Below are 21,398 nucleotides of genomic sequence, written 5' to 3'. Positions count from 1 at the left end.
AAAATCGGGAGTCGCCTCAGCCGTAGACCCGTTGAAATTCGTCAACCGGCTTGTCGTGCACTGGCGAGGGATAGTAGTTATCAAGCAACTCGCCCGAGACCAGCTCGATGCGCCGGGCAAACGGCTCGCTTTGCAGCCAGCGGTCGCTGTGGATGAAGGTTTCGTCGATATCGGCGGCATTGAAGCCCGGCAACTGCGATGGTTCGACGATCTTGCGGCGCTTCTTGTCCAGTACCTGGGCATAGGCCGAGGTATCGAAGTAGCGGATACGGTTGTCCTGTATCAGCGCGTTGATGCAGTGCCAGCGCTGTGGCAGGTACAGATAGTTGACGAAGATGTTCCTCACCGCGTAGACCTTCTGGCCGAGCAACTGGCTGACGAGCACGCCCGCCACGTTGGCCATTTCCGAGCAGAAACACGGCAACCGCGGCCCCTCGTCGAGCATGGCGTTGAGGTAGTCCAGGGGGCTGATCGCGGGAATCACCACGTCCCGATAGTGCTCATAGCGCTGGATGCAGGCTTCCCACTGGCTCGGGTCGAACTTCAACTTGACCACATTGGGCGGGTAGGTCTCGAACTGGTCGGACTCCTGCAGCACATGACACATGTACCGGGGAATCAACGCCATGACATCCTCCAGTGAGGACAACGCGTAGCGATTGATCACTTCGCGGGCCGCAGCCGTAAGCTGTTCATTCATAGCAGTCACCTACTTGTAATTGACGATGGAGCCGGCGTCCTGAAAGACCAGGTCAATGCGGCCGGGGCGCTCGTAGCGCTTGAGCAGTTTCAATATGTGTTGCTTGAACGAAGGGCCGTCGCAGGACGGCACGATGGACTGATCGAGCGTCACTTCCAGCTCGAATCCCGCCAGCGCCTGATGTGTCGGCTTGACCAGCGTTCGGCAACTGATGACCCCTGGCAGCGTGCGGCAGATGTGCTTGATCGCCCCAAGGTTGACCTTCTCATCGTTGATCACCAGGAAGTCCGATTTACGCCCTTTGAAAAACAGATATCCCTGCGCGTCCTGGGTAAAAATATCGCCGGTGCGCAACCATGTCGTCCCGTCGATATCGACCAGAGGCGATTTCGCGCTGCGCCCGATTTTGCTGAGCAGCAACGTATTGGATGACACCAGCAACTCCCCTTGCCAAGGGCTCTCGGACAGCCAGTCGAGCCTCACTTGGGTGCCCGCCAACGGTAGCCCCACCGAGGCATACCGGGCAGGGTCGACGCGATGGGCGGCCAACGTCGACACGCGGGGCCCGGCTTCGGTGATGCCGTACGTCAGATACAGCTCCAATTGCGGGTTTGCTTGCAGGCAACGCTGCACCTGCTCCGCCGGTACGTGGTCGCCCCCCACGCTCAATACGCGCAACCCAGGCGGTAAGCCGGACGGTTCGCAGGCATTGATCTGACGCAACAGCACCGGTGTCAGCGAACTCACCGTGATGCGATGCGCGGCGATATCGCGGGTGTATTGCGGCAGTAAAAAGGGCGGACCGCTGATGACCAACTGGGCGTCCAGCGTCAGGGTCGCAATGGCTTGGGCCACCAGTGCCGTCGAGTAATACAACGGTAGATTGACCAGCACCCGATCCTCTTTACGCAGCCCGATGCTGTGGGCATGTCGCAGGCCATTGGCTTGCAACGATTCGAACCGGTGCACGCAACCGCTGCTGAACGACGCTGAAGTGCCTGATGTGGTGATGATGACCTCACCAGGTCGCGTCGACGGCATACGCGGCGCATCGAAAATCAGCACACTCCAGCGACCGATGAGTTCAGCCCGTGCGCCTGGCCCATGGGGAATACCATCAATGCGCAGACTCGACTTCACCAACGCCGCGGCCTGGAAATCCTCGATGATCTGCCCAAACCGCTCAGACGGGGTAGTCGGCGCAATCAACGCCGGTACCAGGCCGCTGTTGAGCACAGCGAAAAACATGTGCAGTACATCGATCGTGTTCGGCAAGGCGATGACCACGACGTGTCCGGGCTGCAGCGGACTGGTTTGCCAGAACCTCAGGTAGTCCGTGTAAGTGTCAGTCGCTGTGCAATGATCGCCTACGGATGAGGTGGCCGAAATATTCAACAGTTTATCGGCAGGAAAGAACTCCCTGCTTCGTTCGATTGACACAAGGCTATTCATTTCAATGAGCCTCAAGCTTGTTGACAATAAAGTCAGACAGTGTCTTGCAATTAAAGAAGTTATCGGGCCCGAACTCTTCTTCACTGATCTTAATCTTGAATTCTTCTTCACATTGAAAACGCAATTCGATAAAACCAATCGAGTCCACGCCCACTTCCGAGGAGAACCCCGCCTCCTCTTTTATGTGCGACTCCGGGATATCCAGGTCCAACTTTTCGGAAACAATTTTCTTCAGAATCGCGATAACTTCTTGCCGGGTATGTACGCTCATGGAAACCTCGCTTTTATCAAAGAAAACAACGGGTATTACAGGTCAGTGAGAACTTCGCGTTTGCAGCATTTCTTTCGAAAGAAATACATGGGGATCCGGGCGTAACAGACGCCGGACCAAGGGTGTCGTCGTTGCAGTAATAATCAGCGCCATGAACACCAGGATGGTGTAGGCATCGATCGAGATCAGTTTGAGTTCCAGGCCAATCGCCAGGATGATCAGCTCCATCAACCCACGGGTATTCATCAGGGCGCCGACAATGGCCGAATCGGTCCGTTGCAGACCGCTGACACGCGCCCCCAGATAGGCGCCACCGAACTTGCCAACAAACGCACACACCAGGAATACGCCGAGCCAGATCAGGTTTTCCTGACTGCCAAGGCTGGCGAACGAGGTTTTGATCCCGGCGTAGGCGAAAAATACCGGCAACAGGACAAAGTTCAGAAACCCTTCCACCTGGTTGCGCCAATAGTGAGTGAATTCAGGCACCTGCTTCATCATCAAGCCGGCGAGCAGCGCTCCGATTGCACAGTGCAGGCCCAACCAGTCAGTGACCCAGGCACACAGCAATACGTAGCTGATCACCATGGGCATGATCGCCGCGTGCTCGTCCCGCGCCTGGGCGCGGCGGATAAAGGGGATGACCAGGTAGCGTGTCAGGCCATAGAAACCGACGAATGCCACCAACAGTTGCGCAGCGAAATAGCGAGCATCGAGGGGATTGCCATCCACTCGGGAGCAAAACACTATCGCGCCCAATATCACCCAGCCCACTACGTCGGTGATCACAGCCGCACGCAACGTGACGTGGGCCACCAGCGTTTCCTGCAAGGCGAGGCTCTGGACGATCCGCGTCATGACCGGCACCGCAGACACTGCTAACGCAACACCGCAGAACCAGGCGAACCCCCATTTCGAATAGGTCGGCGCCAAGTGTTCATGGGCAACCAGCGCCACGCCTACGCCCAAGGCAAAGGGCAAAACCAGCCCGAGCAGGGCAATCGCCAAGGCGGCGAAACGCCCCTGTGCCGATGCTTCGGGGTGTCGTTGATTGATGTGCACACCGACTTGGAACATCAGGAAGATCAGCCCCAGGTCGGCAACATGCGCCAACCACCCGATGTGCTGGGTTTCAAACAGGCCCACGGACTGACCAAGGGATGATTCCAGGCGCCCGAACACCGTTGGCCCGAGCACGATACCCGCGGTTATCTCGCCCACGACGCGACATTGTCCAAGGCGCTCAGCCAGCCAACCAAATAGGTGACAAGCAAGTAATATAACGGCCAGTTGTATGAAAAACATAGTGAAGTACCCATGCAGTACAACGATTGAAAGAGCCACACAAGACGCCGAACTTCAGGCATGCCTTCGGCATCCAGGCACGGTTTAAACCCACCCGCCACACAGTCATTGGCAGTCCAGCAGTCCATCCATCTATAAAACTTAGCGATGCGTGCGCAGTTTACTTATCAACACTATCGGCAATCGAAAGTTCGACAACTGCGCGGGCGCCAGGCGAACGCATCAAGTAGTTGGCAGCGCCGCCCGTCAACGCAAGTAAAAGACTCGTCCAACAAATACCGGCCCAGCCGAAATAAGCATGAATGACCGGCGCAGCTATCGACCCTATGGCGCCGCAGCCATAATAAAAAAACATATAAAGTGCAAACAGGCTATTGCGCTGGAGCGGATCTATTTTCAGCACGGTCGTTTGATTGGCGACTTGGGCGCTGAAGCAACCCAAGTCAAACAGCACCACTCCCGCGACAATCGCGAGCAGAGAATAGGGAAACACCAGCAACACAAGCACGCCCAGTCCGGTCATGCCGAAGCCGGCGCCAATCACCTGTCGGCTTCCCCACCTGTCTGCCCATTTTCCGGCCGGCCGAGCCATCAACAATCCTGCCAGCCCGGCCAGGCCGAGCATGCCTGCCTGTGAAGGGCTCAACGACATAGGTGCGCTGCTGACGTGGAGCATCAATGCGACCCACAACAAGCTGAAAATCAAAAACCAACAGCCTCCCAATAACGTAGCCCAGCGTAATGCCCCGTGGCGCATGAACAGAGGCGCAAGACCGAGGAGCAATTGCCGATAACTGGCACTGCGCCGGGTTTCGATATAGGGCAACACCGCTCGACTGGCCAAGGCCAGCAGCAGCATCAGCAGCCCCACCACCACGAGCATCCCACGCCAGCCAAATTGATCAGCCAGAACACCGCCCATGAACCGCGCCAGCAGAATACCGGCGGCGATACCGGCACCCACCAGCCCGACCGTGCTGCCCTTCGGGTCAATCTGAAAGCCTAGGGCGTTGAGCTGCACCGCATTGGTGGCCATGGCGCCAATCACGGCACCGAGGCCGATCATGTACAACAGGTGCGTGCCGCAAGCCGCCAGCAACAATGCCAAGCCCAACACCAGAAATTGAAGGCTGACCACGCTGCGCTTGTTCCGCGAATCGCCTAGGGGCACCAGCAGCATGATCCCCAGCATGTATCCAACCTGGGTACTGCCGGCGATCAAGCCGGTGGCCGACACGGGGATGTTCAACGAGACCGCGATGGCCGGCAGCACAGGCTGCAATACGTAATTGTTGGCGATGGACAGCCCTGCGGCGACAGCCACAAACCCCGTGACGAATCGCGTGTCTGATAGGCTCATATCAACGCTCTCCGTCAACGATTCCGTTGGGCAACCACTTCAATGCCCACCAGCATTTGCGGCTCGGCGAAAGGCAGCACATGCAACAGCGTGAACGCCGGCCGGATATCACGAAAGAAGGCGCCATGGACCTCGGCCGCCTGCCGCCACTCCGTCAATTGCGTCAGGTACATGCGGCTTTGCACCACGTCTGTGAGGGCGAAACCGGCGTCCTGCAGGATGCGGCTGATCTTTTCCAGGATGACGCGAGTCTGCTCGGCGACATTGGACGCGACGATGATTCCGTCGGGCCCGAGTGCGCCCGTCTTGGAGATGTATAGGGTGTCATCCACTTGAACCGCCCGGGAAAACCCGAACACTTCCTCCCAGCTGGAGCCCGATGAATACCTTTCGCGCATAGTTCATCTCCTTATGAAACGGGGCCTGATGCGGCTTAGGTATGGAGCAGTGATCTTTCGGATCCAATGATCAAAACCATACGCCCGACGCCTCGGAGATGTCTAGGTTCAAGAACGCATATAGTTAACCTAAACTACCAATAAGAACGAAATAGACCGCTTAAAACCCGCCTTCATTTAAGAAAAACTACACTATCAATTAACATCCACTACCAGATCGAAACGCCTTCATCGGCAAAATTGTCTTGATTTCAAGCTGTTGGCCGACAGCTCGACTGACCGGTCCGAAGGGCACCCGAATGCTCACTGGCGCGCCTGACCATTCGTCGGCTAACGCATATTGGCGGGAGGGGGAGGAGTATATGCACAAGCGAGTTGACAGACTGCTCCTGCGCAAGAGCAGTCCATTGAAGTCGACATTCGGATGGAGGGTGCGACGCGGTTAAACCCAACCGCCATCCACAATAAAGTTCTGCGCCGAACACATCGCCGAGGCATCGGAGGCGAGAAACAACGCCATGTTGGCGATGTGTTCCGGCAAAACGCTCCCCGGCAAACACTGACTGCGGCTGATCAGTTCCTTGGCGGCATCGTCGACCCACATCGCCAATTGTTTTTCCGTCATCACCCAACCCGGCACCAGCGTATTCACGCGGATGCGGCTCGGCCCCAGTTCCCGGGCCAGGGCGCGGGTCATGCCGTGGGCGGCGGCCTTGCTGGCGGCGTACACCGGGTAGCCGGCGGAAGCCATCATCCAGCCGACGGAGCCGAGGTTGATGATCGCCCCGCCGCCCGCGTTTTTCATCATCGGCACCACGGCCTTGGCGGCGAAGAAGGCGTGCTTGAGGTTGACGGAGATGAGCCGGTCGAACATTTCCGAGTCGACTTCTTCCAAGCTGTGGCGTACGTCATTAGCGGCATTGTTCACCAGCACGGTGATCGGCCCCAGCGAGTGTTCGAAACGAGTGATGGCGGCTTTATAGGCTATCTCGTCGGTGATGTCGCAATTGACGAATTCCACCGTGTGCCCTCGCGAACTCAGCAAAGCCGCCAGGCGTTCGCCCTGGCTTTGCGCGCGGTCGACAAAGCCGACCTTGGCGCCTTGGGCCGCGAAGGCGCGCACCATGAATTCGCCAATGCCTGAGGCGCCTCCAGAGATCAGGACAGTCTTGCCTTCAAGGTCGGGATAAACGGGGTGATGAGTGGTCATAAAAGGTTGCCTCGCTTAATTAGTCTTATTTTATTTTGCAAAAATGCGGTTTAAGGCTATAAATTCGCTGTCATATCGACAAAATATCGCACATTAGTAGAACTATTCCACTCAAAACAACAAAAGGAAGTTCGACCATGAAGCACCCTCGTTACCTGCTTTCGGGCCTCGCCCTGTCCATGCTGGTCGCCAGCGGCGGCGCCCAGGCGGCGGGCCTTACCAGCGAACACAAACCGTTCGGTAAAACCAATGACGGCACCGCCGTCGAGCAGTACATCCTGCGTAACAGCCATGGCATGCAAGCCACGGTGATCACCTACGGCGGCGTGTTGCAGTCGCTGAAAGTACCGGACAAACATGGCAAGCTCGACGACGTGGTGCTGGGCTTTGACGACGTGCAAGGCTATCAGAGCGGTACGGCGTTCTTCGGCGCGACCATCGGCCGTTTCGGCAACCGTCTGGCCGGCGGCGCCTTCGAACTCGACGGCAAGCGCTACCAGGTGCCACTCAACGACGGCCCCAACTCGCTGCATGGCGGCGCCCAGGGCTTCGACAAGCGGGTGTGGAAAGCCACGCCGGTCAAGGCCAAGGACTCGGTCGGCGTGACCCTCACCTACCTGTCCAAGGACGGCGAGATGGGCTTCCCCGGCAACCTGAAGACCGAAGTCACCTACCGCCTCAACGACAACAACGAACTGCACATAGACTACAGCGCCACCACCGACAAACCGACGGTGCTCAACCTCACCAACCACAGCTACTTCAACCTGGCCGGCGCGGGCAATGGCGACATCCTCAAGCAGGTCGCCACCTTGCATGCCAGCCATTACACGCCGGTGAATGCGACGCTGATTCCCACCGGCGAACTGGCGCCGGTCAAGGGCACACCGATGGACTTCCTCACGCCGACGCCGATCGGCCAGCACATCAAGGACGATCACCCACAGCTCAAATTTGCCGAGCCGAAACAGGGTGGGTTCGACTTCAACTGGGCGCTGGATACCCAGGGTGACGTGAAGCAGGTGGCGGCCGAGGTGCATGATCCTGCGTCCGGGCGGCGCTTGCAGCTGTTTACCACCGAGCCTGGGGTGCAGTTCTATACCAGCAACTTCCTCGATGGGTCGGTGAAGGGCAAGGCTGGCAAGACCTATCAGCACTGGAGTGGGTTTACGTTGGAGACCCAGCATTTTCCGGATGCGCCTAACCAGCCCAAGTTTGCGTCGACCCGCCTGAACCCAGGGCAGACCTACACCCAGAACACTGTCTTCAAATTCTCCGCGGACTAAACTTGTGTGAGGGGGCTTGCCCCGATAGCAGAGTGTCAAAGACAGCGATGCACACTGACACACCGCTATCGGGGGCAAGCCCCCTCCCGCATTTGGAACTACATTTGGCTTGGGATCAGCGTTGTTTCATGCGGTCGATGACCACCGCCAGCAGCAGGATCGAGCCGCGGATCACGTACTGGTAGAAGGTGTCGATGTTCTTCAGGTTCATCGCATTCTCGATGATCGCCAAAATCAACACGCCGGCAATCACATGACGGATCATGCCTACCCCGCCGCTCAGCGACACCCCGCCCAGCACGCACGCCGAGATCACGGTCAGCTCGAAGCCCTGGCCGATCATCGGCTGGCCGGAGGTCATGCGCGAGGCGAGGATCACCCCGGCCAACGCGCCGATCAGGCCGTGCACGGCAAAGATCAGGATCTTGGTGCGGTCCACATTGACGCCCGCCAGCAACGCCGCTTCCGGGTTGCCGCCGATGGCCATGGTGTTGCGCCCATAGGTGGTGTAGTTGAGCAGCCAGCCGAAGAACAGGAAGCACAGGATCGTGATCAGGATCGGCACCGGCACCCCCAGCAACTGGCCGTTGCCGAAGATGAAGAACTGCTCCTGGGACACCCCCACCGCCTTGCCGTTGGCGAAGATGTACGCCAGGCCGCGCACGATCTGCATGGTCGCCAGGGTGGTGATCAGCGCGTTGACCCGCAGCTTGGCGATCACGATGCCGTTGATCAGCCCCACCATCAGGCCCATCAGCAAGGCGGCGCCAATGCCCAACAGGACGCTGTCGGTGTCGCGCATCACAATCGCCGCCACCACCCCGGCGCAGGCGATCACCGAGCCCACCGACAGGTCGAAATGCCCCGACGCCAGGCAGAACAGCATGGTGCAGGCGGCGATGCCCACGGTGGAAATCGCCAGGCCCAGGCCACGCATGTTCAGCGGTGACAGGAAGTTGTCGATGAGCAAGGCGCACAGCAGGAAAATGCTCACCGCCGCCAGCAGCATCGCCCAGTTGTCCAGCAGTGCACGCAGGTCCAGAGGCTTGCGCGCCGTGGGCAGCACGTTGTGTTGAGTAGTCATAGTCGTCTCTCAGTTCGCCACGCTGCGCGGCAGGGCCAATTGCAGCAGGTTGGATTCGGTAGCGTCTTCGCGGGTTTGTTCGCCGCGCATCGCACCTTCGCACAGCACCAGGATGCGGTCGGAGATGCCCATCACTTCCATCAGGTCGCTGGACACCACAATCACCGCAATGCCCTGGGCCGCCAGGTTATGGATGATCTGGTAGATCTCGGCCTTGGCGCCGATATCGATGCCACGGGTCGGTTCGTCCAGCAGCAGCACCTTCATCGGCATCGACAGCCAGCGACCGAGAATGGCCTTCTGCTGGTTGCCGCCGGACAGGTACATGATCTTCTGCGCGGCGTTCGGCGTCTTGACCTTCATGGCCTGGATCTGCTGGTCGGCGTTGCCCTTTTCCCAGCCCTCGCGCAGCAGCCAGCCGAACGTGGAGTGGGCACCGCGTGCGCTGATATTGATGTTCTCGGCGACGCTGGACAGCGGGATGATGCCTTCCTTCTTGCGGTCCTCCGGGCACAGCAGCACGCCGGCGGCGATGGCATCCCTGGGCGAGCGCAGTTGCAGCGCCTGCCCGCACAAATGCAGGCTGCCGGCACTGGCGCGCTCCAGGCCGCTGAGCAGCCGGAACAGCTCGGTGCGCCCAGCCCCGACCAGCCCGAACAGGCCAAGGATCTCGCCCTTGCGCACACCGAAACTGATCGGCTCACGCAGGCCGGGACCGAGCAGGCCATCGACCTTGAGCGCGACTTCGCCGTGCTCACGCGGGCGGTAGTCGTAAATGTCCTGGATATCGCGACCCACCATGCACGTCACCAGTTGGTCGTGGGTCAGCGCGCTCATGTCCTCGAAGGTGCGCACGTAGCGACCGTCCTTGAACACCGTGACGGCGTTGCAGATGCGGAACACTTCTTCCATGCGGTGCGACACATAGAGCACCACTTTGCCCTCATCGCGCAGGCGCGTGATGATCGCCATCAGGCGGTCGATCTCCCGCGCCGACAGGCTGCTGGTCGGTTCGTCAAAGGCAATCACATGGGCGCCACGGGACAGCGCCTTGGCGATTTCCACCAGTTGACGCTGGCCAAGGGACAAGCGCCCGAGTTTCTCGGCCGGGTCGATTTCATCCGCCAGCCCCTTGAGGCACGCGAGGGCCTGCTTGCGCAGGAGCCCCCGGTTGACCACGCCGAAACGCGACGGCAAGTGGCCAAGGAACAGGTTCTCGGCCACCGTCATTTCCGGCACCAGATGCAGTTCCTGGTGGATCACCGCCACACCGCTGGCAATGCTGTCGGCGGCGCATTTGAAGGCCATGGTCTGCGCGCCGATGTGCAGCGAGCCGCTGTTGGGAATGTAGGCGCCGCCGAGGATCTTCAACAGCGTCGACTTGCCCGCACCGTTCTCGCCCATCAGGGCGTGCACCTGCCCGGGGTGGGCGGTAAAGCTGATGCCATCCAGCGCCTTGACCCCGGGAAAGGTCTTGCCGATGCCGTCAAAGCGCAGGGCCGCAGCGGTCATTGCCACAACCCGATCTTGGTCAGTTCTTCCTTGAAGTTGGCGCGGGTGATCAGCGTCACTTCGTCCATGGCCGTGTATTTCGCAGGCTCGGTGCCTTTAGTGACCCAATCGAACATCATCTTCGCAGTGTTGTAGCCCTCGATATGCGGACTGGGCAGCATGGAGCCAAAGAAGCCGCTTTCAGGCTTTTTCAGTTCGCCAATGGCGTCGGTGCCATTGATGCCGATACCGATCACATTGGCGGCCTTGAAGCCGGCGCTTTCGGTGGCGCGTACGCCGCCCAGCACGGTGTTGTCGTTCATGCCGCCGATGATCAGGTTTTTCGCGCCGCTGGGCAGCTTGACCAGCGCCGAGTTGGTGGCGTCCATGCTGCCGGGTACGTCGAGAGTCTTGGCGGCGGTGAACAGGATGTGGTCCTTGGGCATGCCGGCTTCTTCCAGGGATTTGACCGAGCCGTCGGTGCGTTTCTTGCCGGTGTCGAGTTCGTTGAAGGTGTTGATCACCGCGTAGGTGTCCTTCCAGTCCCAGCCGCGTTTTTTCGCTTCGGCCGCCATCGCGGCGCCCTGCTTCTGGCCCACTTCAAAGGCCGCCATGCCCAAGTACGGCACGTCTTCCATGAAGTTGCCCTTGGCGTCGACAAAGCGGTCATCCACGGCAATGACTTTCAAACCGTTGGCCTTGGCCTTGGCCACGATGGCCGGGCCGAGGGACACGTCCGGCGGGCAGATCACAAAGCCCTTGGCACCATTGGCGGCCAGGCTGTCGATGGCCGACAGGGTCTTCTCGCCATCGGGCACGGCGATCTTGATCACGGTGAAGCCATGCTCCTTGCCGGCTTTCTCGGCGAAGGCCCATTCGGTCTGGAACCACGGCTCCTCGGCCTGCTTGACCAGGAAGCCGATCTTCACTTCTTCAGCGGCCAGCAACAGCCCGCTCAAGCTCATGGCCGAGACCGCCACAGCGGCGCAGCACAGGGAACGCAAACCACGACGATTCATACGGGTGACTCCTTGTTGTTGTTTTTAAAGGGGGACTTATCCGGCAAAGCGATGACAGGGTTTTCCAGGCACATCGACCTCGATGGCCAATACCGCGCCATCCAAGGGGTGTTCCAACGGGCTGGCCGCGCTGGTGATGTACAGGGTGGTGAGGTTCGGGCCACCGAACACGCAACTGGTGGGGCGGCTGACGGGCAGCTCGATGATGCGGTCGACGGTGCCGTCGGGCGTGAGGCGCAGCAGGCAACTGCCATCCCAGCGGGCGTTCCAGATGTAGCCTTGTACATCCATGGCCGAACCGTCCGGCCCGCCACGTTCGTGGGGACCGAACCACGCCTGCGCGGATTCGAGTTGGCCGTCTGGCTGGATAGCGTGGCAGTACAGCGTGCCGTCCAGGCTGTCGCCGAAATGCACCTGCCGACCGTCATCACTCCACAGCAAGGTGTTGGGAATGCCCAGGCCGCTGAGCAACGGTGTGACCTGCGCATCGGCATCGATACGAAACAGGCCGCCGGAGCGTCGCGTGATGGGCAGGTCTTCACCCTGCTCGCCAATATTGTTCTGCATGGTGCCCAGCCACAGCCGGCCCTGGGCATCGCAGCGTGCTTCATTGCCACGGTTGCCGGGTTGCGGGTCGGCCACGCACAGCAGGGTCAGGGCCTCGGTGGCCAGGTCGAGGCGGTACACGCCGCTGCTCAGGGTCACCAGGGCATCGCCGCCCTCACACGGGATGAACGCCGAGACATGCTCGGGCAACTGCCACACCCGCAACTGCCCGCCCATCAGGCGCAGTGCCTGTTTGCCGGCAATATTCACCCAGTACAGTGCCTGGGTGGGCGCGTCCCAGAACGGTCCCTCGCCCAATTGCGCACGGTGCGGGGTAACGGCGATACACGACATGATGCCTCCTGGATTGTTGTTGTTCTCAGGTGTGCGTTACAGCGGTTCGCGAGATGGTGTGCCATCCACCAGCCGCTGGATGCGCAACGGATTGGCGTTTTTCAACGCGTCGGGCAGCAGGCTATCAGGGTAATTCTGGAAGCACACGGGGCGCAGGAAACGCTCGATGGCCAAGGTGCCGACCGAGGTGCCACGGGCATCCGAGGTGGCCGGGTACGGTCCGCCATGCACCATCGAATCGCAGACTTCCACGCCGGTCGGGTAGCCGTTGAGCAGGATGCGCCCGACTTTCTGCTCCAGCAGCGGCGTGAGTTCGGCGAACTGTTGCAGGTCGGCGGGCTCGCCAATGATCGTCGCCGTAAGTTGACCGTGCAGACCGTGCAAGGCGGCGTTGAGTTGGGCCTGGTCGGCGACTTCGACGAACACGGTGGTGGGGCCGAAGACTTCTTCCTGCAGCACTTCATCGCCGTCGACCAACAGGCTCGCATCGGCCTTGAACAGCTGTGGTTGCGCCTGATTGCCGGCCTGCTGGTTGCCCGCCAGGTGCTGGATGCCCGGGTGCGCCAGGAGTTTTTCCAGGCCTTTGCCGTAGCTGCCCAGGGTGCCGGCGTTGAGCATGGTCTGGGCCGGTTGCTCGCCGATCAGTTGCGCGACTTGCTGGGTGAACGCGGTGAATGCAGGCGACGCGACACCGATGACCAGGCCAGGGTTGGTACAGAACTGGCCGCAGCCTTGTACCACCGAGGCGGTCAGGTCACGCGCGACGCTGTCGGCGCGCACGGTCAGGGCCTGGGGCAATACGATCACCGGGTTGATGCTCGACATCTCGGCAAACACCGGGATCGGCTGCGGGCGCGCCGCCGCCATGTCGCACAAGGCACGCCCGCCCTTGAGCGAGCCGGTAAAGCCCACCGCCTGGATCGCCGGGTGCTTGACCAGCGCCTCACCCACGCCACCGCCGAAGATCATGTTGAACACACCGGCCGGCATCTCGGTGGCCTCGGCCGCGCGGATGATCGCATCGGCCACGCGTTCGGCGGTCGCCATATGCCCGCTGTGGGCCTTGAACACTACTGGGCAGCCTGCCGCCAAAGCAGCCGCTGTATCACCGCCCGCCGTAGAAAATGCGAGGGGGAAGTTGCTCGCGCCAAACACCGCGACCGGCCCCAGGCCGATGCGGTATTGACGCAGGTCCGGGCGTGGCAGCGGTTGGCGGTCGGGCAGTGCCTTGTCGATGCGCGCACCGTAGAAATCGCCGCGACGCAGCACCGTGGCGAACAGGCGCATCTGGCCGCTGGTACGCCCGCGCTCGCCCTTGATGCGTGCAGCCGGCAGCGCGGTTTCGCGACAGACCAGTTCGACAAAATCATCCCCCAACGCGTCCAGCTCATCGGCCACCGCATCCAGGAACTGTGCACGGCGCGATGCGCTCAAGGCGCGGTACGCAGGGTAGGCCTGCGCGGCAGCCTTGGCGGCGGCGTCGACTTCCTGCGGCGTGGCCTGGAAAAAGGCCTGGGGCAAGGCTTCGCCGGTGGTGGCATCGACGCTGTGCAAGGTCACGCTGCCGTTGGCGCTGCGCTGGCCGCCGATGTAGTTGTGGCCGAGAAACTGAGTCATGGGGTTCTCCATTAAAGGGTGATGACATTGCCGGGTTCGAACGCCGCAGCGCTGCTGCCGACACGGTTGACCAGCGGCGCACCGAACTCGGCCTGGCTGATCTCGAATACATCGCCGACCTGGGTCCGTATACCGTCGGCGAATGACAGCGTGGCGGTGCCGAAGAAGTGGATGTGCACATCGCCGGGCTTGAGGAACTGTTGGTATTTGAAGTGGTGGTACTCAAGGTTCTCCAGGCTGTGGCACATATTGGCCTCGCCGCTGAGGAACTCGTTCTGCCAGATCACTTCGCCGTTGCGCAGAATGCGGCTGGTGCCCGCCAGGTGCTGGGGCAACTCGCCCACGCGCAACTCCGGGCCGTAGCTGCAACTGCGCAGTTTGGAATGGGCCAGGTACAGGTAGTTCTTGCGCTCCATGATGTGGTCGGAGAATTCGTTGCCCACCGCAAAACCGACGCGATAGGGCTTGCTGTCCGGGCCGATCACATACAGACCACCGATCTCCGGCTCTTCACCGGCATCCTCGGCAAACGGTGGCACCGGGAAGGCTGCGCCGGGGCGCACCACGATGCTGCCGTCGCCCTTGTAGAACCACTCGGGTTGCACACCCGCCTGGCCAGCCGGTGGACGGCCGCCCTCCACGCCCCATTTGAAGATGCGCATGGTGTCGGTCAATGCGCTGTCGTCGCCGGCCTGGTGCATCTTGTCCCGCGCCGAGGCACTGCCCAGGTGAGTCAGGCCGGTGCCGCTGATCAGCATATGGGCCGGGTCCGGGTGGTCCAGCGGCGGCAGAATTTTCAAGTCGGCCAGCAGCGCGGCGTAGTCATAGCTGTCGCCCAGGCCCAGGCTGTCCACGTGTTGCGCCAGGCCTACGCCGGCGTCGATGGCAGCCAGGGCCAATTCGCGCACGCTGCGGGCTGTCTGTACTTCGCGCACCTTGGTGGCGTCGACCACGCCGACACGGCGGTCTCCGTTACGCAACTCGAACTGAACTAAACGCATGACTGTTCTCCTGGATTAAGGTCGGGTGGCGCCACGGGCACTGGCGGCAAATTGGTCGGCAGGCAGGACGTGCCTGCGCTCGAGCAGGCGGTAGACCACAACGGTCAGGACCAGCCCGAACAGCATCACCCCGGACAAGAAGTACAGGCCCGAAGCGAGGTTGCCGGTGTATTCCTTGAGCGCGCCGATCACGAACGGGCCGATATAGCCGCCGAGGTTGCCCACCGAGTTGATCAACGCAATGCCCGCCGCCGCACTGGCGCCCGCGAAGAAGCGCCCGGGCAAGGTCCAGAACACTGCCGTGCAGGAGAACATCGCGAATGCCGCCAGGCACAGCGCCGCCATTTGCAGCACCGGCACACTGAGCGCGGCACTGAAGAACAGGCCAATGGCGCCCAGCACGTAGAGCACCGCAAGGTGGCCGTAGCGGTCGTTCAAACGGTCGGAACTGCGCGGGATGATCAGCAGGCCGATAATGCCGAAGAGATACGGCACCGCAGAGATAAAGCCGGTGACCAGATCAGTGCCGCCGAACTGCTTGATCAGGGTCGGCAGCCACAGGCCCAGGCCGTAGATGCTCAGGGTCACCGGCAGGTAGAACAACGCCAGCAGCAACACGCGTTGGTCTTTCAAGGCATGCAGCGGGTTGCCGTGACGGGTCTGGCCGTAGGTTTGCAGGTCTTTGGCGAGTTCGCCGGTGAGCCAGGCCTTTTCGTCGTCGCTCATCCAACTGACCTGTTCAGGGCCATCTGGCAGGAAGCGCAGCACCGGCCAGGTCAGCAGGATCGCCGGGGTGCCAATCACGATGAACAGCCATTGCCAGCCGTGCAGGCCAAGGATGCCGTCCATGCCCAGCAAACCGCCGGACACCGGACCGGTGATCATCATCGCGATGGGTTGCGACAGGATGAACAGCCCGAGGATCTTGCCGCGATGGCGCACCGGGAACCACTGGGTAATGTAGTAGAGAACGCCGGGAAAGAACCCCGCCTCCGCCGCGCCGAGCAGAAAGCGCATCACATAGAAGCTGTGCGGGCCCTGCACAAAGGCCATGCCGATGGTGATGGCGCCCCAGGTGATCATGATCCGCGCAAACCAGCGGCGTGCGCCAAAGCGGTCGAGCATCAGGTTGCTGGGGATCTCGAACAGGAAGTAGCCAATGAAGAACAACCCCGCACCCAGGCCATAGGCAGCATCGCCAATGCCGACGTCGGCGCCCATGTGCAACTTGGCGAAGCCCACGGCGGAACGGTCCACGTAGGCGATCAGGTACAGCAGGATCAGGAAGGGAATCAGTTTCAGCGTGATGCGCCGAATAAGCCGCAGTTCCTGGCTCATGGGGGTCGATCTCCGATTGTTGTTTTTATAGAAGCTCGGGGGACGCCTCTCGCGAAAATCCGCCAGGGTCATACCTCAGTTGAGATCGACTATATAGTAGGACTATTTACAAAACAACTCTTCCAAAGCAGCGTTTTTGCGCTTATGTTTAAGCACGCATAGAACATATAGTCATACAATAAGAGAATCGATCATGCCTGATAAAAAGCCCGGCCTCCGCTCCGCCCAGTGGTTCGGTACCGCCGACAAGAACGGCTTCATGTACCGCAGCTGGATGAAGAACCAGGGCATTGCCGACCATCAGTTCCATGGCAAGCCGATCATCGGCATCTGCAACACCTGGTCGGAGCTGACCCCGTGCAATGCACATTTCCGTCAGATCGCCGAGCACGTCAAACGCGGCGTGATCGAGGCCGGTGGCTTCCCGGTGGAGTTCCCGGTGTTCTCCAATGGCGAGTCGAACCTGCGTCCCACCGCCATGCTCACCCGCAACCTGGCGAGCATGGACGTGGAAGAGGCGATTCGCGGCAACCCGATTGACGGCGTGGTGTTGCTGACCGGCTGCGACAAGACCACCCCGGCCCTGCTGATGGGCGCCGCCAGTTGCGACGTGCCGGCCATCGTGGTCACCGGCGGGCCGATGCTCAACGGCAAGCACAAAGGCCAGGACATTGGCTCGGGCACCGTGGTGTGGCAGCTCAGCGAACAAGTGAAAGCCGGCACCATCACCCTGGATGATTTCCTTGCAGCCGAAGGCGGCATGTCGCGCTCGGCGGGCACCTGCAACACCATGGGCACCGCGTCGACCATGGCCTGCATGGCCGAGGCACTCGGCACTTCCCTGCCCCATAACGCGGCGATTCCGGCGGTGGATGCGCGGCGTTATGTGCTGGCGCATATGTCGGGCATGCGTGCCGTGGAGATGGTGCGCGAAGACTTGAAGCTGTCGAAGATCCTCACCAAAGAGGCGTTTGAAAACGCGATCCGTGTGAACGCGGCCATCGGCGGCTCGACCAATGCGGTGATCCACCTCAAGGCCATCGCCGGGCGCATCGGCGTCGAACTCGACCTGGACGACTGGACCCGCATGGGCCGTGGCATGCCGACCATCGTCGACCTGCAACCTTCGGGGCGCTTCCTGATGGAAGAGTTCTACTACGCCGGCGGCCTGCCCGCCGTGCTGCGCCGCCTGGGTGAAGCCAACCTGATCCCGCACCCGAATGCCCTGACCGTCAACGGCAAGTCCCTGGGCGAGAACACCAAGGACTCGCCGATCTACGGCCAGGACGAGGTGATCCGCACACTCGACAACCCGATCCGCGCCGACGGCGGCATCTGCGTGCTGCGCGGCAACCTGGCGCCGCTGGGCGCGGTGCTCAAGCCCTCCGCCGCCAGCCCGGAACTGATGCAGCACCGTGGCCGTGCGGTGGTGTTCGAAAACTTCGACATGTACAAGGCGCGCATCAATGACCCGGAGCTGGACGTGGACGCCAACTCGATCCTGGTCATGAAAAACTGCGGCCCCAAGGGCTACCCGGGCATGGCCGAGGTCGGCAACATGGGCCTGCCGGCCAAGCTGCTGGCCCAGGGCGTGACCGATATGGTGCGAATTTCCGATGCACGCATGAGCGGCACGGCGTACGGCACGGTGGTGTTGCACGTGGCGCCGGAAGCCGCTGCCGGCGGACCATTGGCCACGGTCAAGGAAGGCGACTGGATCGAACTGGACTGCGCCAACGGCCGCCTGCACCTGGACATCCCCGACGCAGAGCTGGCGGCACGCATGGCAGACCTGGCGCCTCCGCAGAACCTCATCGTCGGCGGCTACCGCCAGCTGTACATCGACCATGTGCTGCAGGCCGACCAGGGCTGCGACTTTGACTTCCTGGTGGGTTGCCGTGGGGCGGAAGTCCCACGGCATTCCCACTAATTGGGATGCTATGATGCCGCGTCTTTAAGCCAGAGCCTCCCCGTCGTCATGGATCACCAGCCGCCCAAGCCGCGCAAGAGCCAGCATGCCCAGATCGTTCAGGACTTGGGCATGCACATCGTTTCCGGCCGCTTCAAGCCCGAAGAACGGCTGCCCATGGAGGCCACGCTCTGCGAGGAGTACCAGGTCAGCCGCTCGGTGTTGCGCGAAGCCACGCGGGTGCTCAGCGCCAAGGGCCTGGTGTATTCCAAGCCACGGGTGGGCGCGGTGGTGCGGCCGCGATTGAAGTGGCACCTGCTCGACCCGGACGTGTTGTCCTGGTTGATGCAGTCCACGCCCCACAGTGAGTTCTTCAACACCCTGGCCGGTGTGCGACGCATCCTCGAGCCGGAGATCGCCGCCATGGCCGCGACCACGGCTACCGATGAAGACATCGCCACCATCGAAAAAGCCTACCTGGGCATGGAAACCGCGCAGACCCACGAACAGCTATTGCAGGCCGACCTGGACTTCCACCGCGCCATCGCCGACGCCACCCGCAACGACCTGCTCGCCTACATGTGCAACATGCTGTCGCTGCCGTTGCGCGAGTCGATCAACATCACCAACCGCCGCCCGGACATCCAGGGCCTGAGCCTGCCCCGGCACAAGGCGATCCTCACCGCGATCCAGAACCGCGACGCCCTCGGCGCCCGGCATGCATCGCTGGTGCAGCTGGATGACACGCGGGTGGCGTTGGATACGGTGATGAACGTGCTTACGCCGCTCTGACTTCAAGGGGTACACAGAACCAAATGTGGGAGGGGGTTTGCCCTCTCCCACATTGAAACTGTGCTAGGCATTAGAGGGTGTAGGCGATGCCCACCTGCACCGTGCGTGGCGCACCTGGGTAGGCGTAGAAGTTGCCGAACGCGCCTTCCTCGAAATCACGGTTGAACAGGTTCTTCACATCCAGGTTCAGGCGCACCTTGTCGTTGACCTTGTAGTAGCCCAGCAGGTCGACCACGGTGTAGGCGTCCATCGAGAAGGCGGTGTTGGAGGTCTGGCCGGCACGTTCATCGACGTATTTGGCGCCCGCGCCCAGCCCGAGCCCCTTGAGGCGACCGTCCTGGAATTCGTAGACATTGAGCAGGCTGAAGCTGTTGCGCGGGATGTTGGCCAGGGGTGAGCCGACGCGGATGGTGTTGTCTTTGGTGACTTCGGCGTCGACGTAGGCGTAGCCGCCAATCACGCGCCATTCAGGGGTGAGGTTGCCGGCGACGTTGAGATCGAAGCCGCGGCTGCGCACCTGGCCGGCGGCGACACTGAAGGTCGAGTCCAGGGGGTCGGTGGTGAGCACGTTTTTCTTCTCGATCTGGTAAACCGCAGCATCGACGCTCAGTTGACGATCCAGCGCTTCCCATTTGATGCCCATTTCGTAGGACTTGCCCTTCTCCGGCTCAAACCCACCCCCCTGGCGGCTGGCACCTGTATTCGGCTTGAACGAGCGAGCGGCATCGGCGTACACCGCGACAGTGTCGGTGAGGTCGTAGGTCACGCCTACGCGCGGGGTGACTGCATTATCACTGGCCTCCCAGCTTTTACCGCCTGGCACATAGGTGTGGTAGTCGTGCTCGAAGCGCTCGAAGCGTGCGCCGGCGAGTACTTTCAGGCGCTCGGTCAGGGCCACTTGGTCCTGGACGAAGGCGGCGTAGGTCTTGAGGTTTTCCTTGTCGTGGGTCGGCGTGCGCGTGAGCGTCGGGCGTGGTTGGCCGTAGACCGGGTTGAAGATGTCGATGGGATAGGTACCCACCGCCCCGCTGGAGCGCTGGATGATCGACTTGTAGTCGTAGTCTTCGAACTCGACGCCGGTGAGCAGGGTGTGGTCAAAACCGCCCGTGGAGAAATGCCCGGTGAGGTTGAGCTGGGTGTCCTTGTCGGTCCACTCCAGCTTGCGGTAGTTGAAGTTGCGACCCAGGGTACGACCGTCAGCGGCCAGACCGTTGGCTTCGATGGCGTTGCCTTGCAGGGTGCCATCGAGCCATTGAAAACCACCGCCCAGGGTCCAGTTGTCATTGAGCAGGTGCTCGAAACGCAACTGGGCCATGCTGTTGTCGTTGTGCAACTTGCCGACGTCTTTATCGCCCCAGAAAGTGTCGCGCGAAGGCGTGCCTTTCTGATTGGCAAAGCGTGTCAGCCCGCGGTCCAGCGGGTGGTTGTTGCGCATGAAGTCGCCTTCGAAGATCACCTTGGTGTCGTCGCTGGCCTGCCAGGTGAGCACCGGGGTGACGCCGTAGCGCTCGGTCTCCACATGGTCGCGGAAGGTGTCGCCGCCCTCGCCCACCACGTTCAGGCGATAGGCCAGGCGGCCCTCCTCGTCCAACGGGCCGGAGGCATCCAGGGTGCCGCGCTTCATGCCCTGGTCATTCAATTGGCTGCCGAGAGTGACCGTGCGTTCGGCCAACGGTTGCTTGGTCACCACGTTGAAGGTGCCGCCGGGATCGCCACGGCCATAGAGCATGGTCGCCGGGCCGCGCAGCACTTCCAGGCGTTCGATGGTATTGGCGTCCGGCATGTTCGGGTAGCCACGGTTGATCGGGAAACCGTTGCGGTAGAACTCGCCGGTGGTAAAGCCGCGCACGGTGAAGGTGGTGAGGCCCTGCCCGCCGAAGTTGTTGGCGCGGCCGACACCGCCAGCGTAATCCAGGGCGTCTTGCAGGCGGGTGGCGCCGATGTCTTCGACCACCGCCCTGGACACCACGCTGATGGACTGCGGGGTTTCATGGATCGAGGTGTCGGTGCGCGTCGCACTGGCTGAACGTGTGGCGTGGTAGCCCTGCACCGGCCCTTGGGCGGTCTCGTAGTCCGCCTCGCCGGTGACATTGGTCGCTTGCAACTCAAGGCTGGCTTTCTCGGTAGAAGCAACCTCTGCCCAGGTGAACGGGGAAAACGCCTGAAGCACGCAGAGGGAAATCAGGGTACGACGCATGGGTGTGGAACCTAGTGAATGAGCCAGATGGGACGGCAAACCTGCCAAGAATTCGCGAGGGATGGTAT

Annotated in this window: 18 protein-coding genes; 3 read left to right on the top strand and 15 right to left on the bottom strand. The window is 61.4% G+C overall.

Annotation, left to right across the window (positions count from 1 at the left end; translation table 11 throughout):
• Positions 1–16: 16 nt before the first annotated feature.
• The 7 genes from LUU92_RS11220 to LUU92_RS11190 form a co-directional block, all read right to left on the bottom strand.
• Entirely contained in the window at positions 17–700 is a 684-nt protein-coding gene (locus LUU92_RS11220) for a hypothetical protein (RefSeq protein WP_071489117.1), read from the bottom strand.
• Positions 701–709: 9 nt separating this feature from the next.
• The gene (amcH, locus tag LUU92_RS11215) at positions 710–2,152 is read right to left on the bottom strand and encodes an adenylate-forming 2-oxoglutaryl-ACP ligase AmcH (RefSeq protein WP_071489116.1); all 1,443 of its coding nucleotides are present in this window, start codon (positions 2,150–2,152) and stop codon (positions 710–712) included.
• A 1-nt stretch (position 2,153) separates the two neighbouring features.
• Entirely contained in the window at positions 2,154–2,423 is a 270-nt protein-coding gene (locus LUU92_RS11210; protein ID WP_032864610.1) for an acyl carrier protein, read from the bottom strand.
• A gap of 42 nt (positions 2,424–2,465) precedes the next feature.
• Positions 2,466–3,728, bottom strand: a complete 1,263-nt coding sequence (locus tag LUU92_RS11205) for a cation:proton antiporter (RefSeq protein ID WP_071489115.1) — start codon at positions 3,726–3,728, stop codon at positions 2,466–2,468.
• A gap of 160 nt (positions 3,729–3,888) precedes the next feature.
• Positions 3,889–5,088 carry an MFS transporter gene (locus LUU92_RS11200; RefSeq protein ID WP_071489114.1) on the bottom strand — a complete coding sequence of 400 codons (1,200 nt, stop codon included), beginning with the start codon at positions 5,086–5,088 and terminating at the stop codon, positions 3,889–3,891.
• A 14-nt stretch (positions 5,089–5,102) separates the two neighbouring features.
• Positions 5,103–5,486, bottom strand: a complete 384-nt coding sequence (locus tag LUU92_RS11195; RefSeq protein ID WP_028619715.1) for a RidA family protein — start codon at positions 5,484–5,486, stop codon at positions 5,103–5,105.
• Between the two features lie 442 nt (positions 5,487–5,928).
• The gene (locus LUU92_RS11190; RefSeq protein ID WP_071489113.1) at positions 5,929–6,696 is read right to left on the bottom strand and encodes an SDR family NAD(P)-dependent oxidoreductase; all 768 of its coding nucleotides are present in this window, start codon (positions 6,694–6,696) and stop codon (positions 5,929–5,931) included.
• A 137-nt stretch (positions 6,697–6,833) separates the two neighbouring features.
• On the opposite strand from LUU92_RS11190, the gene LUU92_RS11185 reads away from it, so the two are divergent.
• On the top strand, positions 6,834–7,982 hold the full coding sequence (locus LUU92_RS11185) for an aldose epimerase family protein (protein WP_102592650.1): 1,149 nt from the start codon (positions 6,834–6,836) through the stop codon (positions 7,980–7,982).
• A gap of 115 nt (positions 7,983–8,097) precedes the next feature.
• Here the strand turns inward: LUU92_RS11185 and araH are convergent, their stop codons facing one another.
• Genes araH through LUU92_RS11150 form a run of 7 tightly spaced genes read right to left on the bottom strand, consistent with a single transcriptional unit; the run spans position 8,098 to position 16,432 of the window.
• Positions 8,098–9,066: an L-arabinose ABC transporter permease AraH gene (gene araH / locus LUU92_RS11180; RefSeq protein WP_071489111.1), complete on the bottom strand. Its 969-nt coding sequence runs from the start codon at positions 9,064–9,066 to the stop codon at positions 8,098–8,100.
• Between the two features lie 9 nt (positions 9,067–9,075).
• Positions 9,076–10,578: an L-arabinose ABC transporter ATP-binding protein AraG gene (araG, locus tag LUU92_RS11175; protein ID WP_083351572.1), complete on the bottom strand. Its 1,503-nt coding sequence runs from the start codon at positions 10,576–10,578 to the stop codon at positions 9,076–9,078.
• Positions 10,575–11,576 (bottom strand): substrate-binding domain-containing protein, encoded by a 1,002-nt coding sequence (locus LUU92_RS11170; protein ID WP_071491455.1) that lies wholly within the window; start codon positions 11,574–11,576, stop codon positions 10,575–10,577. Before LUU92_RS11170 ends, araG begins: the two co-directional genes overlap by 4 nt.
• A gap of 36 nt (positions 11,577–11,612) precedes the next feature.
• Entirely contained in the window at positions 11,613–12,476 is an 864-nt protein-coding gene (locus tag LUU92_RS11165; protein WP_071491456.1) for an SMP-30/gluconolactonase/LRE family protein, read from the bottom strand.
• A 36-nt stretch (positions 12,477–12,512) separates the two neighbouring features.
• Positions 12,513–14,093, bottom strand: a complete 1,581-nt coding sequence (locus tag LUU92_RS11160; RefSeq protein ID WP_071491457.1) for an aldehyde dehydrogenase (NADP(+)) — start codon at positions 14,091–14,093, stop codon at positions 12,513–12,515.
• An 11-nt stretch (positions 14,094–14,104) separates the two neighbouring features.
• Positions 14,105–15,094 carry an AraD1 family protein gene (gene araD1, locus LUU92_RS11155; RefSeq protein ID WP_071491458.1) on the bottom strand — a complete coding sequence of 330 codons (990 nt, stop codon included), beginning with the start codon at positions 15,092–15,094 and terminating at the stop codon, positions 14,105–14,107.
• Positions 15,095–15,109: 15 nt separating this feature from the next.
• A complete protein-coding gene (locus LUU92_RS11150) occupies positions 15,110–16,432 on the bottom strand; it encodes an MFS transporter (protein WP_071491459.1) in 1,323 nt (440 codons plus the stop codon).
• A gap of 193 nt (positions 16,433–16,625) precedes the next feature.
• On the opposite strand from LUU92_RS11150, the gene LUU92_RS11145 reads away from it, so the two are divergent.
• Together LUU92_RS11145 and LUU92_RS11140 are read left to right on the top strand one after the other, a co-directional pair.
• Positions 16,626–18,362, top strand: a complete 1,737-nt coding sequence (locus tag LUU92_RS11145) for an IlvD/Edd family dehydratase (protein ID WP_071491460.1) — start codon at positions 16,626–16,628, stop codon at positions 18,360–18,362.
• Between the two features lie 48 nt (positions 18,363–18,410).
• Positions 18,411–19,133, top strand: coding sequence for a FadR/GntR family transcriptional regulator (locus tag LUU92_RS11140; protein WP_071494877.1), 723 nt, complete (start codon positions 18,411–18,413; stop codon positions 19,131–19,133).
• A 70-nt stretch (positions 19,134–19,203) separates the two neighbouring features.
• Here the strand turns inward: LUU92_RS11140 and LUU92_RS11135 are convergent, their stop codons facing one another.
• Complete coding sequence (locus LUU92_RS11135) at positions 19,204–21,330, bottom strand: TonB-dependent siderophore receptor (RefSeq protein WP_257103613.1); 2,127 nt, start codon at positions 21,328–21,330, stop codon at positions 19,204–19,206.
• Positions 21,331–21,398: the final 68 nt, after the last annotated feature.

Source organism: Pseudomonas extremorientalis, assembly GCF_024584605.1.
GTDB classification, from domain to species: Bacteria; Pseudomonadota; Gammaproteobacteria; order Pseudomonadales; family Pseudomonadaceae; genus Aquipseudomonas; species Aquipseudomonas extremorientalis.
The sequence above is the reverse complement of the archived record's forward strand: the minus strand, read 5'-3'. Positions and strand labels throughout refer to the sequence as shown.